This is a genomic window from Thalassospira sp. MCCC 1A02898 (genome assembly GCF_001618185.1).
GTDB classification, from domain to species: domain Bacteria; phylum Pseudomonadota; class Alphaproteobacteria; order Rhodospirillales; family Thalassospiraceae; genus Thalassospira; species Thalassospira tepidiphila.
The window spans coordinates 366,142-382,498 of record NZ_LPXK01000011.1; the positions used below are offsets into that span (position 1 = coordinate 366,142).

General features: G+C 55.0%; 11 protein-coding genes. 5 read left to right on the top strand and 6 right to left on the bottom strand.

All coding sequences use genetic code 11. From position 1 onward, the window contains the following. Positions 1-645: 645 nt before the first annotated feature. From AUQ41_RS12710 to trxB, 3 genes are all read right to left on the bottom strand, one after another. Positions 646-2,034, bottom strand: a complete 1,389-nt coding sequence (locus AUQ41_RS12710) for an adenylate/guanylate cyclase domain-containing protein (RefSeq protein ID WP_063088739.1) — start codon at positions 2,032-2,034, stop codon at positions 646-648. 919 nt (positions 2,035-2,953) lie between these two features. Next, positions 2,954-3,886, bottom strand: a complete 933-nt coding sequence (locus AUQ41_RS12715) for a LysR family transcriptional regulator (protein ID WP_063088740.1) — start codon at positions 3,884-3,886, stop codon at positions 2,954-2,956. Between the two features lie 311 nt (positions 3,887-4,197). Further along, positions 4,198-5,148, bottom strand: a complete 951-nt coding sequence (gene trxB, locus AUQ41_RS12720; RefSeq protein ID WP_008889516.1) for a thioredoxin-disulfide reductase — start codon at positions 5,146-5,148, stop codon at positions 4,198-4,200. 345 nt (positions 5,149-5,493) lie between these two features. Between trxB and AUQ41_RS12725 the strand changes: the two genes are divergently transcribed. From AUQ41_RS12725 to AUQ41_RS12735, 3 genes are all read left to right on the top strand, one after another. Next, positions 5,494-5,979 carry an Lrp/AsnC family transcriptional regulator gene (locus AUQ41_RS12725; RefSeq protein ID WP_044827853.1) on the top strand — a complete coding sequence of 162 codons (486 nt, stop codon included), beginning with the start codon at positions 5,494-5,496 and terminating at the stop codon, positions 5,977-5,979. A 369-nt stretch (positions 5,980-6,348) separates the two neighbouring features. Next, on the top strand, positions 6,349-6,726 hold the full coding sequence (locus tag AUQ41_RS12730; RefSeq protein WP_063088741.1) for a hypothetical protein: 378 nt from the start codon (positions 6,349-6,351) through the stop codon (positions 6,724-6,726). Between the two features lie 17 nt (positions 6,727-6,743). Then, positions 6,744-8,207 carry a methyl-accepting chemotaxis protein gene (locus tag AUQ41_RS12735; RefSeq protein ID WP_063088742.1) on the top strand — a complete coding sequence of 488 codons (1,464 nt, stop codon included), beginning with the start codon at positions 6,744-6,746 and terminating at the stop codon, positions 8,205-8,207. Between the two features lie 145 nt (positions 8,208-8,352). Here the strand turns inward: AUQ41_RS12735 and greA are convergent, their stop codons facing one another. The 3 genes from greA to carA form a co-directional block, all read right to left on the bottom strand. Continuing rightward, a complete protein-coding gene (gene greA / locus AUQ41_RS12740; protein WP_008889520.1) occupies positions 8,353-8,826 on the bottom strand; it encodes a transcription elongation factor GreA in 474 nt (157 codons plus the stop codon). A 103-nt stretch (positions 8,827-8,929) separates the two neighbouring features. Next, on the bottom strand, positions 8,930-12,172 hold the full coding sequence (carB, locus tag AUQ41_RS12745; protein ID WP_063088743.1) for a carbamoyl-phosphate synthase large subunit: 3,243 nt from the start codon (positions 12,170-12,172) through the stop codon (positions 8,930-8,932). Between the two features lie 96 nt (positions 12,173-12,268). After that, positions 12,269-13,435 (bottom strand): glutamine-hydrolyzing carbamoyl-phosphate synthase small subunit, encoded by a 1,167-nt coding sequence (gene carA, locus AUQ41_RS12750; protein WP_063088744.1) that lies wholly within the window; start codon positions 13,433-13,435, stop codon positions 12,269-12,271. Between the two features lie 367 nt (positions 13,436-13,802). Here carA and AUQ41_RS12760 point away from each other — a divergent pair, with 367 nt between their 5' ends. Beyond that, positions 13,803-14,258, top strand: a complete 456-nt coding sequence (locus AUQ41_RS12760; protein ID WP_008889523.1) for a GatB/YqeY domain-containing protein — start codon at positions 13,803-13,805, stop codon at positions 14,256-14,258. A gap of 160 nt (positions 14,259-14,418) precedes the next feature. After that, positions 14,419-16,308: a DNA primase gene (gene dnaG / locus AUQ41_RS12765; RefSeq protein ID WP_008889524.1), complete on the top strand. Its 1,890-nt coding sequence runs from the start codon at positions 14,419-14,421 to the stop codon at positions 16,306-16,308. Positions 16,309-16,357: the final 49 nt, after the last annotated feature.

Sequence of the window (16,357 nt, forward strand, 5' to 3'; positions counted from 1 at the left end):
AATTTAAGACGTTTTGGGCCGAGGTGGCATTTGCCGGACTCAATGAATTCAACAGGTTGCGTTTCAGGTGCCTTTATTGGAACACAATTCGCCCTGAAATGGCCCAATGTGACCTGTTTTCCCGCCTTGATTTCCGGGCATATTCACAACTGTCAGTCGAGGACGTGGTCAGCAGTCTCTGTCCCCCCTCACGATACTGGCCCAGATGGTTTCAGGTTGTTCCCCCACCTGAAATACCCCGGCTGACTTGGTCTCCCCAAGACCATGAATGACCCCGAATAAATTGGGGCGGGTTTTATCCCGCCCCACTTTTTTGTCCGGATGGCGGGGCAGCAAGATCACCCTATATCAGCGCCGCCACAATTGCCCCAATTTGCCCCCAAATGGTCATCAGACACCGTATTTTGAGCCGCATTTCAAAGGCATATTCCTAACTGTCGGATGCGAAAACTTCGATGCCGTGCCCCTCCCTCACGGCGCATCGAGGCCCGGAACGGACGCCCTTATCCCCCAAGGCGTCATGCACCCCACGGGCAAGGCAGCGCATCTGACAGGTCTCCCAAGACCATCTGTCCCCAAAGCCCGGGCGAGCTTACAGCTCCCCGGGCTTTTAATTTGTCCGGGGCGTGCCGTTGGTCACGATTTTCAGGCGCGTGATACCGTCTGGTGGGCTGTGTCTTGTGCCGGGGTGTGACCGGTGATTTTGATCGGTGAGAGCGAGAAGATCTTTGTCGGGTTTTCCCGACCCCGCACAGTGACATCACCGCGCGGGGTCCATGCCGGAATATCGTCGTGGTTGCCACAGGCGCGCACTGTATCCTCTGTTGCAAGGATATAGGTGCCAAATTCCTTGTTCAGTGCCTCAAGCCGGGATGCGATATTGACGTTGTCACCATGCACCGTAAAGGTCAGGCGGCTTTCGGAGCCGACCGCACCCAGAACAATTTCACCTGAATTGATCCCGCAGCGGGTTTTCAATTGCCCGCCATGAGAATAAATGCGCCGATTGGCGAGTTCCTGAATGGCAAGGGCGGTGCGCACGGCATTGAGTGCATGATCGGTATCGGGGGTCACGGCGTTAAAGGTGATCAGCATCGCATCGCCTTCAAACTGGGTGATGACCCCGCCGAAATGCGAAATTACCGCGTTGGTTTCGGTGAAATATTCATTGAGCATGGTGGCCAGTTCTTTTGGCGCGAGCTTTTCGGCGATTGATGAAAATCCTTCGATGTCGGTGAACATTACGGTCGCGTTGACTGCTTCACCGTCACCCGGCCGGATCTGTTGTTCGGCATGGGTGATGCGGTCGGCAATTTCGGGCGACACAAAGCGCGACAGGTCGCGCGCGGCAATTTCATCAGTGACAGCCCGGATAAACGATCTTTTGGCCCGCATCACGGCGACCGTCAGAACAGCTGTAACCAGCAAGATTGCGATAATCTTGTCAATTTCAGCCCCGATGAGGATCGAGTTTGAGGTCAGGTAGGTCACATAATCACGCGTGATCATGCTTTTGCCGCCCTCCGACCAGATGACATAGCCAGTCAGAATGATCCAGCCTGCCGCCGCTGTCCCGCCAGCTATCAGGATATAGCGCGGATCAAAGCGCAGGCTGCGCAACGCAATGAAGATGAAGACATAGAGCACGGTCGGTGCTTTGAGATAGAAGCTTGCTGGCTGCATGTACTGGATATGGAAGCTCCAGATCAGGACCATCAGAAGACCGATATCGGCGATCACTGATGCAGTGAGGAACCAGGTCGAGAGGTTGTTGCGATAGGTCAGGGCAAGGCGTTTGAGGGTAAACAGATAATAAAGGCCCAATGCCCACGGCACAGGATGGATGCCATCGGACATCACGGTTTTGGGGGAGATGGCATAGAGGCTTGCAAAGATCGTGACCAGCAACAGCTGAACCCAGCCGATCAGCTTTTCGCTTTCATATTGTTGCTTTTCGATTGCGCTCTGGACGCGCTCTGGCAAGTGACTGTTGGCATTCTTGCCAAACAGGAAGGCGCTCAGCGTGCTTTTCATGGAGCCGATGTCCCGATCATGCAGATGGGTGTCCCTATTGGACACATTGATTGCCCATAGTGAAACCAAGGGCGGCACTTGCCAAGTCGAGATCGGGTGACGGCTGATCACAGCTGCGTGCGAGCGGGCGCAATGGGGAGAAGGCGAGGAAGCCGATAAAGCAAAAAAAAAGCCGGGCAACAAATGTGCCCGGCAAGTTTATCAGGGAGGCTTCACGTCTGGGAGACGTAGGACCCTTCGCAGGGCCCTGGGTAAGCCGGACAGGGCGTCCGGCTAAAGACCGACATAATCGGTCAGGGAGAAAACTCTGTACCGCGGTGCGGAGTGTTCCGCTGCGGTTCGAGGGAGAAGATAGCGTTTTTGACGATAATGACCACTGCCAAATTGCTTTTTCAGCCATGCATTTTCTGCATAAATATATGGAAGCGTTTAGAACGGTATTAAGTAATTGATATTTATATATTTTTACGAGGTCGTTTCGACGGTTTTCTGGCTAGATCACTGTTTGCGGGGATAATTCATTGTGCAGGGGCACAAAAAAAAGCCGGTAGCGGGGGAGCTACCGGCAAGATCAACAGGGAGGCTTACGTCTGGGAGACGCAGGGAATCTCTTGAAGATTCCAGGCCGGATATCGTTCCGGCGGACGGATCGTCCAAAGATCAAGAAGCCGGAGCAAGCTCGCTTTGTGCGGATGCTCACAACTTATGATATGAATATAAGTGATCCTTGGGTGGACCAAAAATAGAATGACTACAAGTCAACCATGCGTCAGGCGCATGACAATAAAATGTCAGCAATTTTAAGACATTATGGCACGACTGATATTTGATGTGCCCCGTTATTGGCAAAACACCCCATAAACGCCAACAGCCCGGCAGGGCCGGGCTGTTGCAGAATCGGATAATGATGTCCGGGATTCTATTTCTCGGTCGTGGCGCTTGCGCTGGCGGCTGCCGCGGCCTTTGCCTTGACCTTTGAAATTTCCTCAATCAGGAAGTCACGGAATACGGCGATACGTTTGGAGTGCCGCAGTTCTTCCGGATAGACGAAATAGGCATCGAAGCTTGGCCCTTCGAGTTCCGGCAAAATGCGGACCAGATTGCTGTTGGTTGGCAGCAAGTAATCGGGCAGTGCCGAAATACCAAGGCCGGACTCGGTGGCGCGGAAAATGCCATAGATATTGTTGAGCTTCAGGATCGGGCGCATGTCTGGTTTGAACTGCTGTGCGGTTGCCATCATCCAGTTGACGTTGGAAACCGGCGGACGGGCATCCGCGCCATAGATGATCAGGCGATGGTCCTTGAGCTCTTCTGGTGTTTTGGGCATGCCGTGTTGCTTGATGTATTCCGGCGATGCAAACACGTGATAGCGCAGCGTCATGAGCTGGCGCTGGACAAGGTCGGCCTGACGGGGAGGCTGCATGCGGATGGCTACATCGGCCTCGCGCATGGCAAGGTCGAGTTCCTCGTCATTGAGCACCAGCGACAGTTCGATTTCCGGATACCGTTCAAGGAACTCGTTGATGCGCGGCGTTAGCCAGGTCGAACCGAAGGCAACGGTTGTCGTGACCTTGAGCGGACCGCTTGGCCGTTCCTTTGATTCGCGAATGCGGGCTTCTGCCATGGAAAGCTTGGCAAAAACATCATGTGCGGTGCGATACAGCAGCTCGCCCTGTTCTGTCAGGATCAGGCCACGCGCATGGCGATGGAAAAGCGGGACTTTCACGCTTTCTTCGAGTGCGCTGATCTGTCGGCTGACGGCCGACTGGCTCAGATTAAGGTTTTCCCCTGCGTGGGTGAAGCTCCCGGCTTCGGCAACAGCGTGAAAAACACGCAGCTTGTCCCAGTCCATAGACCTGCTCCTAGATGTGCCAGCGCACGGTCGATGCGCAGGACCCCTGATAATTGTTCTCTTCTTTTATGGCCAATTTGGTTTCCACACTATTAAGTGCATCACAAGCTTTGACCAAGTGCATGATTATTCAATCAATATGAGGCCTGTGACATTTTCTGCAAGAAGACATTTTCCTGCGAAGTCCATGGCGGGGTGCGGTTTTCGACGCAATGTCAGTCAATTGGCCGGATCGCGGCCGTTTGAAACGATTAAAAAAGGGGACGCCAGATGCGTCCCCTTTGGTCTTTAAGCTCATTTACGCCAGAAGATCAGGCTTCTTGCTCTGCGATGAACTTTTCTGCCTCGAGGGCGGCCATGCAGCCCATACCAGCAGCAGTCACCGCCTGACGATAGACCTTGTCGGTAACGTCGCCTGCGGCAAAGACGCCTTCGATATTGGTCACCGTGCTGCCCGGTTTGACGAGGATATAGTTCTCGTCATCCATGTTGACCTGGCCTTTGAACACAGCCGTTGCCGGATCATGGCCGATGGCAACAAAGAAACCGTCGGCCGGGATATCAAGCAGCGCATCGGTTTTGACATTGCGAACGCGCACACCTTCAACACCGTCCATCGGACCATCGCCGCCGAGAATGTCTTCAACCACGCTGTCCCAGACGACCTCGATCTTTTCGTGCTTCAGCAAACGGTCCTGGAGCATTTTTTCCGCACGCAGTTCATCGCGACGGTGGATCAGGGTGACCTTGGAGCAGATACCGGCAAGATAAAGGGCTTCTTCAACCGCGGTGTTGCCACCACCGACAACCGTGACCGGCTTATTGCGATAGAAGAAACCATCACAAGTCGCACAGGCCGAAACGCCACGGCCGTTGAATTTCTCTTCACCCGGAAGGCCAAGCCAGCGTGCCTGTGCGCCGGTCGAGATGATGACCGTGTCTGCGATATAGGTGTCGCCGGAGTCGCCCTTGCAGACGAACGGACGTTTGGAGAAATCGACTTCGGTGATCAGGTCGTGGACCATTTTGGTGCCGACATGTTCGGCCTGTGCCTTCATCTGATCCATCAGCCACGGACCCTGAATGACATCCGCGAAGCCCGGATAGTTTTCGACATCAGTTGTGATCGTCAACTGGCCACCCGGCTGAAGACCCATCACCATCATAGGTTCAAGGTTCGCGCGCGCGGCATAGATCGCTGCGGTGTACCCGGCAGGGCCGGAGCCAATGATGAGGACTTTGGTCTGATGTTCCTGGGCCATGTTCTTTGTATACGTCCGAGATGAGTAAAAACAGAGATCGAACATATGAGCAGTCCGGGCAAGACGCAACCGCTTCACGCAAAGTTTGAGCACCTTGTTTCGCGTTTTTTGAATGGTGAAATTTTACGTTTGAAACAGGTAGTTTTATTGTGGCATCGAAGCGTATCGGAATGCTCGTGCAGGATGGCGGAAATTTGCGCCAAAAAGCAGATTTTTCAGCGTTTTCAGTTACGGCATCCAAGCACAAGATTGCATTCTGATGCGGATTATATTATTGCCATCAACTTGCCTCGCTGTAATATTGTTTCAATCGGGGTAAGTTTCGCGCACAGAATCGAGGAATAAATGCAACGGGTCAAACTCGACAAGATCGACCGCAGAATTTTGCGCGATCTGCAGGAAGATGGCCGCATGACCAATGTGGAACTTGCACGCCGTGCAGGTATTTCGGCTCCTCCCTGTTTGCGTCGTGTGCGCGCACTCGAAGAAACCGGATTCATTCAGGGCTATCACGCCGAAGTCGATGCGCAGGCACTTGGCTATAACGTCACGGTGTTTGCGATGGTCGGTCTGGCAAGCCAGGCCGAACACGATCTGCGTGCGTTCGAGGCCCGTGCGGCCAGCTGGCCCGAAGTTCGCGAATGCCACATGGTGGCGGGCGAGATGGACTTCCTGCTTAAGATCGTGTCGCACAGCTGGGATGAGTATCAGAAATTCCTGACCACCGAGCTGACGGTTGCCGAGAACGTCAATCACGTCAAATCGGCCCTTTCGATTCGCACCGCCAAGAACATGCCGGGCGTTCCGATTGATATCGAGGTCGAGGACTGATTACAGGCCATTGACCCGCGACTGACATTTCCAAGAAGACCAGAAACCGGCGCAAAACTGCGCCGGTTTATTTGTTTCTCGACCCTTGCAAGGGCGAGGGCACGCTATCACCTGCATGAAACCTATACGTGTTGTTATGGGCTATTCGATCCGGGCAATGGTGCCATGCACTGGTCAATAAATGTGATCCGGATCGCGATTCGTTCGTAAAAATATCACGAAAACAGCCATTTATCGCCTTGTCGCGATCAGGTGTGCTGGCTGCCCGTTATTAAACGTATGGATGAAAGTCCTTGTCAGTCTCGGGCGAAGGGCATACATACAAGATACCTATACGAATAGGATAGGCTATATATTTAGGGATAGTAATTGGAAGCATTTCAAAAAACTCCGGAAACCACCCGCATTCTGTCCATCGATGATGACGGTTGGCGCGGGATCGTACCGACCATGCTGTTTGCGTTTGTCGGTGTGATGTTGCTGGTGGTTCTGTCCTATCGGCCGTCCGATGCGATGGCCGGTGTCGGGATGGTGTTTCCTTTTGATATGAGCGAACAGGAAATCCTTGAACTGGTGGGGGCTTCCGGTGGTCGCGTTGCGAGATTTGGGGGCTTTGGGCATATGGCGGTCGTTGTGCGTGACGACGGTACGTTGCCAGAGGCCGGGGATTTCGGCGCATTGTTTACCCTGTCTCCGCTAATTGCTTCGGCCTGTTTTGATGCTGACTCACCGAAAAACGCCTTCTGATATTTGGGTTTAAGCCAATGGAAAAGTTACTCGAAATTCGTGCCAATGCGATCAAGGCACTGTTTGTCATTCTGGCCGTGCATATTCCGCTCAGCGCGATTGCCGGTTACTTCGCAAGCGGTGATGCAGTTTCGCCGCTGATCGCCAGTGCGATTTTTGCGGCCATTGCGTTTGTTGTGTGCCGGGCCGCTGGTCCGCAGGCACAGATTTCGCGCTTTATTGTTTCTTCTGCGATGATTTTGCAGGTCGCGGTACTGGTCTATGCCTTCCGCGGACATGAATGGCAGATCGACATTCATATGTATTTCTTTGCAGCACTTGCTGTGCTTGGCGCACTGGTGTGCTGGAAAACGATTGTTGTTGCAACCGGCGTGATCGCCCTGCACCACCTGATCCTGAACTTTGTTGTGCCCTATTGGGTCTTTCCGGAAGGTGCCGATTTCTTCCGTGTGGTTTTGCATGCGGTGGTGGTGATTGTTGAGGCCGGGGTTCTGGTCTGGTCGTGTAAAAGCCTTTATTCGACGTTGGCGCATGCCGATATCGCGCGCAGCGAAGCCGAAGAGGCCGCTAAATCGGCACAGGATTTGTTGGCCCAGAACGAACAGCTTCGTAAACAGCGCAACATTGAACGCGATAACTTCAAGCGCGAATTGGCAGATCAGATTACCAAGATGATTGGGAAATCTGCCGGTGCCGTGGATGCGGAATCGGTTCAATTGCAGAAGCGTGCGCAGCGCCTGAATGATCGGGCGCGTAAGGGCCGTGAAGCATCGCTCGGCGCGGTTCATGCGTCCGAGGAAACCTCGCAGAATGTTCAATCAGCGGCCTCTGCGGTAGAAGAAATCAACGCATCCGCCGACGAGATTTCGCGTCAGATTGTGCGCGCCCGTGAAATCACCGACAATGCGGTTGCGCGCTCCTCAACCGCAAGCGAGCGGATCGAATGGTTGTCCAAGGCGGCCGAGAAAATTGGTGAAGTGGTCAACCTGATTACCGATATCGCGTCCCAGACCAACCTGCTGGCACTCAATGCCACGATTGAGGCGGCGCGTGCCGGTGAAGCGGGCAAAGGTTTTGCGGTTGTGGCCAACGAGGTCAAGAACCTTGCCAACCAGACAGCACGTGCGACCGATGAGATTGCCCAGCAGATTTCTGAAATTCAGGCGGCGACGGGGGATTCCGTTTCGGCCGTAAACGGGGTTTCGGAAACCATTGGCGATTTGGTTGAAGTCACAACCACGATTTCAGCGACGATGGAACAACAGCAAGGCGCAACGCGCGAGATTGCGCAAAGCCTGAATGTCACGGTTGACGCAACCCGCGACCTTTCGGACCTGATCCATCAGCTTTCCGAAATTTCCGATCAGACCGGGGAAACCGCAACAGAGCTTCTGGGCAGTGCGGATCATCTTGGTTCGGAAGCATCCGATCTGAACCAGAATGTTGAGCAGGTTCTCGATCAGTTGGCGAAATCGGGATAAATCGGAATACGCGTCCCAACGTGCGAAAAAGCCGGGCATTTGCCCGGCTTTTTCTTTGTCTTTTTGTATTTGTCTCGAATGAAATTCTGAAACGAAAAAGGCCCGGGGAATGCCCGGGCCCTGATACGCATCAGTTGTTTCCCGGTCAGGAAAAATCGACCTTGAGAATTTCATAGCTTTTGGTGCCGCCGGGCACGGTGACTTCGACAGAGTCACCGACCGACTTGCCAATCAGCGCACGGCCGATTGGCGACGTGGTCGAGATGCGACCAGCGTTGATGTCGGCTTCGATCGGGCCAACCACCTGATAGGTGGTTTCCTCGTCGGTGTCTTCGTCAACGAGCTGAACCTTGGCGCCGAATTTCACGACATCACCCGCAAGGGATTTGATGTCGATAACTTCGGAGCGGCTGAGCACGTCTTCGAGCTCGGCAATACGACCTTCGCAGAAACTTTGGCGTTCGCGTGCGGCATGGTATTCGGCATTTTCCGAAAGATCGCCATGCTCGCGGGCATCCGCGATGGCCTTGATGATTTCAAGACGTTCGACGGACTTGCGATGCTTCAGTTCTTCTTCGAGACGCTGATGCCCCTGGGGGGTCATTGGTACTTTTTCCATCGCGCTCACAGCCTATTCTTATTAGCGGTCGATACTACAAAATCAACCGCCCGGCATCCCGCCGGGCGGTCTGAATTCTTCCGTCAGGTTCAGATTAAGAACCTTAGTACTTGTCCCCAAGATATTCCTGAACGGGACGGACTTCAAGTGCGCCGCGTTTCAGGTTGTCGATGGCGCGCAGGGTAGCGCGGGCACCGGCGACAGTGGTGTAGTACGGGATGTCATCGGTAAGCGCAGTACGGCGGATCGAGAAACTGTCGACCACGGCCTGCTTGCTTTCGGTGGTGTTGAACACCAGCTTGATATCGCCGTTCTTCATCATGTCCACGATATGGGGACGTCCTTCCTGTACCTTATTGACCGGGGTGACGTCTAGCCCTTCTTTTTCAAGAGCTTCTGCAGTGCCATGGGTCGCAACGATGCCAAAGCCAAGCGCAATGGCGTCGCGCGCCAGTTGAACAGCGGCCGGTTTGTCATAGTTTTTGACCGAGATGAAGATCTTGCCTTCAAGCGGCAGGGTGTGGCCCGCAGCCATCTGTGCCTTGGCAAAGGCGCGACCGAAATCTGTGTCCAGACCCATGACTTCACCGGTTGAACGCATTTCCGGGCCAAGCAAGGTATCAACGCCCGGGAAGCGGTTGAACGGAAGGACGGCTTCCTTGACCGCGATATGCTTGAACGGACCATGATCAATTTCAAAGTCGCCGAGCTTTTCGCCGGCCATGATGCGCGCACCGATCTTGGCAATCGGATTGCCGGTTGCCTTGGCAACGAACGGCACCGTACGTGAGGCACGCGGGTTTACTTCGATCAGATAGATGATGTCATCCTTGATCGCGAACTGAACGTTCATCAGGCCAATAACGTCAAGCGCCTTGGCAAGCTGAACAGTCTGTTCCTTAAGGCGTTCGATCATCGTTTCATCAAGCGAGTAGGGCGGCAGGGAGCAGGCCGAATCCCCGGAATGGATACCGGCTTCTTCGATATGCTGCATGATGCCGGCGACAAAGACGTTCTCGCCGTCCGAAACTGCGTCGGCATCAATCTCGATCGCGTCCTGAAGGAAGCTGTCGATCAGAACCGGGCTTTTGCCGGAAACCTGAACGGCTTCGTGCATGTAGCGCAGAAGGTCTTCGGTGGTGTGAACGATTTCCATTGCGCGGCCACCCAGAACGTAGCTTGGGCGGATGACAATCGGGTAGCCGATGCCTTCGGCGATTTTGACGGCTTCGTCGACGGAACGGGCAATGCCGTTGGCTGGCTGACGCAGGCCAAGCTTGTTGATCAGGGCCTGGAACCGGTCGCGGTCTTCGGCAAGATCAATGCTGTCCGGGCTGGTGCCGAGGATCGGAACACCAGCCTTTTCAAGGGCCGCGGAAAGTTTCAGCGGGGTCTGGCCGCCATACTGAACAATCACACCCAGCAGTTCGCCGTTGCTTTGTTCAAGCTGGCAAAGCTCGATTACGTCTTCGGCGGTCAGCGGTTCGAAATACAGACGATCCGAGGTGTCATAGTCAGTTGAAACCGTTTCCGGGTTGCAGTTGACCATGATCGCTTCGATACCGGCTTCGCGCAGCGCATAGGCCGCGTGTACGCAACAGTAATCAAACTCGATGCCCTGACCGATACGGTTCGGGCCGCCACCAAGAATGATGACTTTCTTGCGATCCGTGACTTCGGCCTCGTTTTCCGGCTCAACGAAACCATCGCCTTCATACATGGAATACATGTACGAGGTGCGCGACGGGAATTCGGCCGCACAGGTATCAATGCGCTTGTAAACCGGGCGCAGGCCAAGGGCGTGACGATCCGCACGAACGGCGTCTTCGTCCTTGCCAGCCAGTTCGGCAAGACGTGCGTCCGAGAAGCCGAGCTTTTTGAGGCGCAGCAATTCCTGCTTGTCGGTCGGAATGCCGTTTGCGCGAACTTTTTCTTCCTCGGCGACCAGCATTTCGATCTGCTTGAGGTACCAGGGGTCAAACTTGGTCGCACCCTGAATTTCCTTAAGCGTCAGGCCATGACGGAATGCCTGGGCAGCGTAGAGGATACGGAACGGGATCGGCTGGGTCAGCTTGGCGCGAATAGCCGCCTTGTCCGGCGCACCTTCGATTTTGACTTCGTTCAGGCCGGTAAGCCCGGTTTCCATCGACCGCAGACCTTTCTGCAGGCTCTCGGCAAAGCAGCCACCGATGGACATCGCTTCGCCGACCGACTTCATGGCAGTCCCCAAAAGCGGCTTGGCGCCCGGGAACTTTTCAAAGGTGAAGCGCGGGATCTTGGTGACGACATAGTCGATGGTCGGCTCGAACGAGGCCGGGGTAACGCCGGTGATGTCATTATCAAGCTCATCCAGGGTATACCCAACCGCAAGCTTGGCTGCGATCTTGGCAATCGGGAAACCGGTTGCCTTCGATGCCAGGGCGGAAGAACGCGACACGCGCGGGTTCATTTCAATCACGATCAGGCGACCGTCATCCGGGTTGACCGCGAACTGAACGTTCGAGCCGCCGGTATCAACACCAATCTCGCGAAGTACCGCCAGCGAGGCGTCGCGCATGATCTGGTATTCTTTATCGGTCAGGGTGAGCGCCGGGGCGACAGTGATTGAGTCGCCGGTATGGATACCCATCGGATCGACGTTTTCGATCGAGCAGATGATGATGCAGTTATCCGCATTGTCGCGGACGACTTCCATTTCATACTCTTTCCAGCCGAGAATGGATTCTTCGATCAGCACTTCGTGGGTCGGCGAGATCGCCAGACCATTGCGGACGATCTGTTCGAATTCTTCACGGTTATAGGCGATGCCGCCGCCTTCACCGCCAAGGGTGAAGCTTGGGCGAATGATCGCCGGAAGGCCGGTGACTTCAAGTGCCTTGACCGCATCTTCAAAGGTGCGAACCATGGCTGAGCGCGCGCTTTCAAGGCCGATCTTGTCCATGGCTTCGCGGAACAGCTGGCGGTCTTCGGCCTTTTCGATGACGTGCTTTTTCGCACCGATCATCTCGACACCGTATTTTTCAAGCGTGCCGTCGTTAAACAGGGCGAGTGCGGTGTTCAGCGCCGTCTGACCGCCCATGGTCGGCAGGATCGCGTCCGGGCGTTCCTTTTCGATGATCTTGGCAACCATGGCCGGTTTGATCGGCTCGATATAGGTCGCATCGGCCAGGTTCGGGTCGGTCATGATGGTCGCCGGGTTCGAGTTGACCAGAATGACGCGGTAGCCTTCTTCCTTAAGGGCCTTACAGGCCTGGGCACCGGAATAGTCAAACTCGCAAGCCTGACCAATAACAATCGGGCCGGCACCGATGATGAGGATTGATTTGATATCTGTACGTTTCGGCATGTCGTTTTCCGCTTTTCGCAAGGGCAGGCGCTATGGCTGCACCGCCTCGTTTAAGTCCGTTAATCGCGTAATCTCGGGCGTATCCTGATCCGGGGATCAGGCTTTGGCGTCCTCGATCAGACCAACGAAACGTTTGAACAGGTAGTGGCTGTCATGCGGCCCCGGCGATGCTTCGGGGTGATACTGAACAGCGAAGACCGGCTTGTCTTTCAGGCGCAGACCCGCAAGGGAACCATCAAACAGCGAGAAGTGCGTTGCTTCGACGTTGTCAGGCAGGCTGTCCTTGTCGACGACAAAGCCATGGTTTTGGGATGTGATTTCAACAACACCCGTGGTCGTGTCCTTGACCGGGTGGTTGGCACCACGGTGGCCGACATCCATTTTCATGGTTTTCGCACCCAGGGCGAGCGCCATCATCTGATGACCCAGGCAAATCCCGAATACCGGCTTGCCACTTTCGATCAGGGTTTTGATGGTCGGAACCGCATATTCACCCGTGGCGGCCGGATCGCCCGGACCGTTTGACAGGAAAATCCCATCCGGGTTCATCGCAAGGATTTCATCGGCCGAGGTGGTGGCCGGAACGACCGAGACCTTGCAATCAAGGCTTGCCAGATTGCGCAGGATGTTGCGCTTTACGCCGTAATCAATGGCAACGACATGGTGCTTGGCATTGCCAACCTTGCCATATCCGCCTTCGCGGGTCCAAAGCGCTTCGTCCCAGTCGTAACCGGTGGTGCAGCTGTTGTCCTTGGCAAGGTCCATGCCTTCAAGGCCCGGCCAGTCATTGGCCTTGGCGATCAGGGCTTCGATATCAAAACTGCCATCTTCGCTGTGGCAGATCACACCGTTTGGCGCGCCTTCGGTCCGGATGCGTTTGGTCAGGCGGCGGGTATCCACACCGGCGATCCCGATCCGGCCATGTTCAGCCAGCCAGTCGTTGAAATGTTTCTGGGCGCGGTAGTTTGACGGCTCGGTAATGTCCTGGCGCAGGATGCAGCCAAGGGCGACCGGTTTGGCGTTTTCGATATCTTCGTCGTTGGTGCCGACATTGCCGATATGGGGGAAGGTAAAGGTGATCATCTGACCGGCATAGGAAGGGTCGGTCATGATTTCCTGATAGCCCGTGATCGACGTGTTGAAGCAGACTTCACCAACGACCTCTCCTCGGGCCCCGACGCCGCGTCCCCAAAAAACTGAACCATCTGCGAGAACCAGAACGGCAGAAGCACCAGGGGGCGGGGTGTGCGTGGGCGCTGACATTGGCAAATGTCCTTTCGATCTTTCCACGGTGAAACACGGATTCTTTTTATATATAATAATTCTGCGCAGGCCGACAAAAACGGCTGCTGTTAACCTGCATACCGGCCATGCAGACGTGCCAAGTGGTTTCCAGCAAGGTATGCCGACAGCGCAAAAGCGTCAGCAAGGTGTGCGGAAAGCGGGGCAAAGCGTGATCCCGGCAGGCAAATTGGCGGATGTCTACGGGAGTCGCCATGGCATGTCAAGGACGCATCTAAACTTTTATTTTTACAATAAAATCAATAACTTACACGTTAACGTTTTCTTTGCGTCAAATGCCGTTTTGCGGTATGTTCGCTCCTTTCTTCCACAGAATCAGAGATGAGCCATGCTGCGATCGCAGCTTAACGACGCTTTGAAAAAGGCCGTCCTTGCCAAGGATGCCTGCTCCGTAACCACCGTGCGCCTTATTCTGGCGGCACTGAAAGAACGCGATATCGCCGCACGGAGCGACGGCAACACCGATGGCATTTCAGATGATGAAATCATCAATCTGCTTCAGGCGATGGTAAAACAGCGCCGCGAAAGCATTGAAATGTACACCAAGGGCAATCGCCCGGAACTGGCCGAACAGGAAGCCTCCGAGATCGAGGTCATCGAAAAGTTCCTGCCGGCCCAGCTGTCCGATGAAGAAATCGAAGACGCCGTGCGTGGCACTGTTTCGGAAATTGGTGCGACCTGCCTTAAGGATATGGGCCGCACCATGGCAGCCCTGCGTGAAAAATACAGCGGCACGATGGATTTCGGCAAAGCCGGTGGCGTCGCCAAAAAACTGTTGGGTTAATCGCAACAGGACTATGTCATTTGAAAGCCGGGCGTGTAAAATCGTCCGGCTTTCGTCGTCCCGGGACCGGACAATAATTACATCAATCAGGTCGACCGGGGCAGGGACCAATCAACAGCGTTGCAGCACACTGCTGTGACATTACGGGAACGGGGCACACATGAGCTTTCCCCAGTCGTTTCTAGACGACCTGCGGGCGCGGGTGGGACTGGCGGATGTCGTCGGTACATCGGTGAAGCTGATCAAACGCGGCCGGGAATATTCCGGGCTGTGCCCGTTCCATTCTGAGAAATCCCCGTCCTTTACGGTCAATGAGCAGAAGGGTTTCTATCACTGCTTTGGTTGTGGCGCGCATGGCGATGTCATCAGCTTTGTGATGAATACCCGTGGCCTGACCTTTATCGAGGCGGTCGAGGTGCTGGCCAATCAGGTCGGCATGGAAGTTCCCAAACAGTCCCGCGAAGCCCAGGAACGTGAACAGAAGGCCAAAACCCTTTACGAGGTCATGGAAGCAGCCTGTGCGTTTTTCGAACGCATGTTGCGCATGCCCGAAGGCAAGGAAGGGCTTGATTACTTCCATCAGCGCGGACTGGATGACAAGACGATATCCGACTTCCGGCTGGGCTATGCCCCGGACAGCCGCGGGGCGCTGAAGGCAGCGCTCAAGCGCGAAGATATTGACGAAAAACTGATGATCGAGGCCGGGCTTCTGATCGAGCCCGAAGATGGCAACCGGCAAAGCTATGACCGCTTCAGAGGGCGGGTCATGTTCCCGATCCTGGATCGGCGTGGACGGGTGGTGGCCTTTGGCGGGCGCGTCATGGGTGATGGCAAGCCGAAATACCTTAACAGCCCGGATACGCCGCTGTTTCACAAGGGGCGGTTGCTTTATGGCTTGCCGCAGGCACGCGAAGCATCGCAACAGGATGCGCCGATCATTGTTACCGAAGGCTATATGGATGTGATCGCCCTGCATCGCGCGGGCTTTCGCGGGGCGGTGGCCCCACTTGGCACCGCGGTGACCGAAGAACAGATTGGCGAACTTTGGAAAATGACCAACGAGCCGATCCTGTGTCTGGATGGCGATGTTGCCGGTAAGCGCGCAGCAGTGCGTGCCGCAGAACGCGCACTGCCGATTTTGCGCCCTGGCAAGTCATTGCTGTTTTCGATCCTGCCCGAGGGCGAAGACCCTGATAGCCTGATGGCAGCCCCGGATGGCTTTAACAGTTTCCGCAAAATCATCGAACATGCCGTGCCGTTGGCCGAGCTTGTCTGGCGCATGGATGCGGGCACGCACAAGATTGACACCCCGGAACGTCGTGCAGCCCTTGAGGCGACGATAAATCAACGCATTTCCGTGATCGCGGATGAAGCCGTGCGGTCGCAATACAATTCGTTTTTCCGTGATCGTATCTGGAAGCTGTTCAAGGGGGATCGGGGCGGAAAGCCCGCAAACCGTTCGGGAAATTCGGGCAATTTCCAAAATAAAAAATCCGGATGGGGTGGCAAACGCGGAAAAAATGACCATTTCTGGGGTCCGGCCGGTAAAGCGGTTCCGGGCATGTCGCGACCGCCCATGCAAAAGAAGCGTGACCTGCAAGACTCCATTCTTTTGCTGACATTGATCAACCATCCTGCCTTGCATGATGAGATTGGTGAACAGCTGGGAATCTATAGTTGTGCAGACTCCGCGCTTGACAATCTTCGTCGGGCCGTCTTAAAGCTGCTTGACGATGATCCTGGACTTGATTGCGAAACGATCAAGGCCCAATTGGAGCGCGACGGGCTGTCAGAGACAGTTTTGCGGGTGGTTAGTGCCGATGTTATTGCGCACGCCGCTTTCGCCAAGCCCGAAACGCCGCTCGAACGGGCCCTGACGGGTTGGAAACAGGTTTTTTCCATGGCTGTAAGCTCCCTGGAGGACGAAGAGGCAAAATACGCCGTCCGACAGTTGGCAGCAGATACCAGCGAGGAGGAATGGGAAAGATTTTCTCACAGACGAGAGGATCTGGCCCGACGCCGGGAGAAAGTGTTTAAGCTCGACGACTGATCATTGATCACGTGTGTGGTCTGGATCAGCGATCGGGCTATTTGTGATT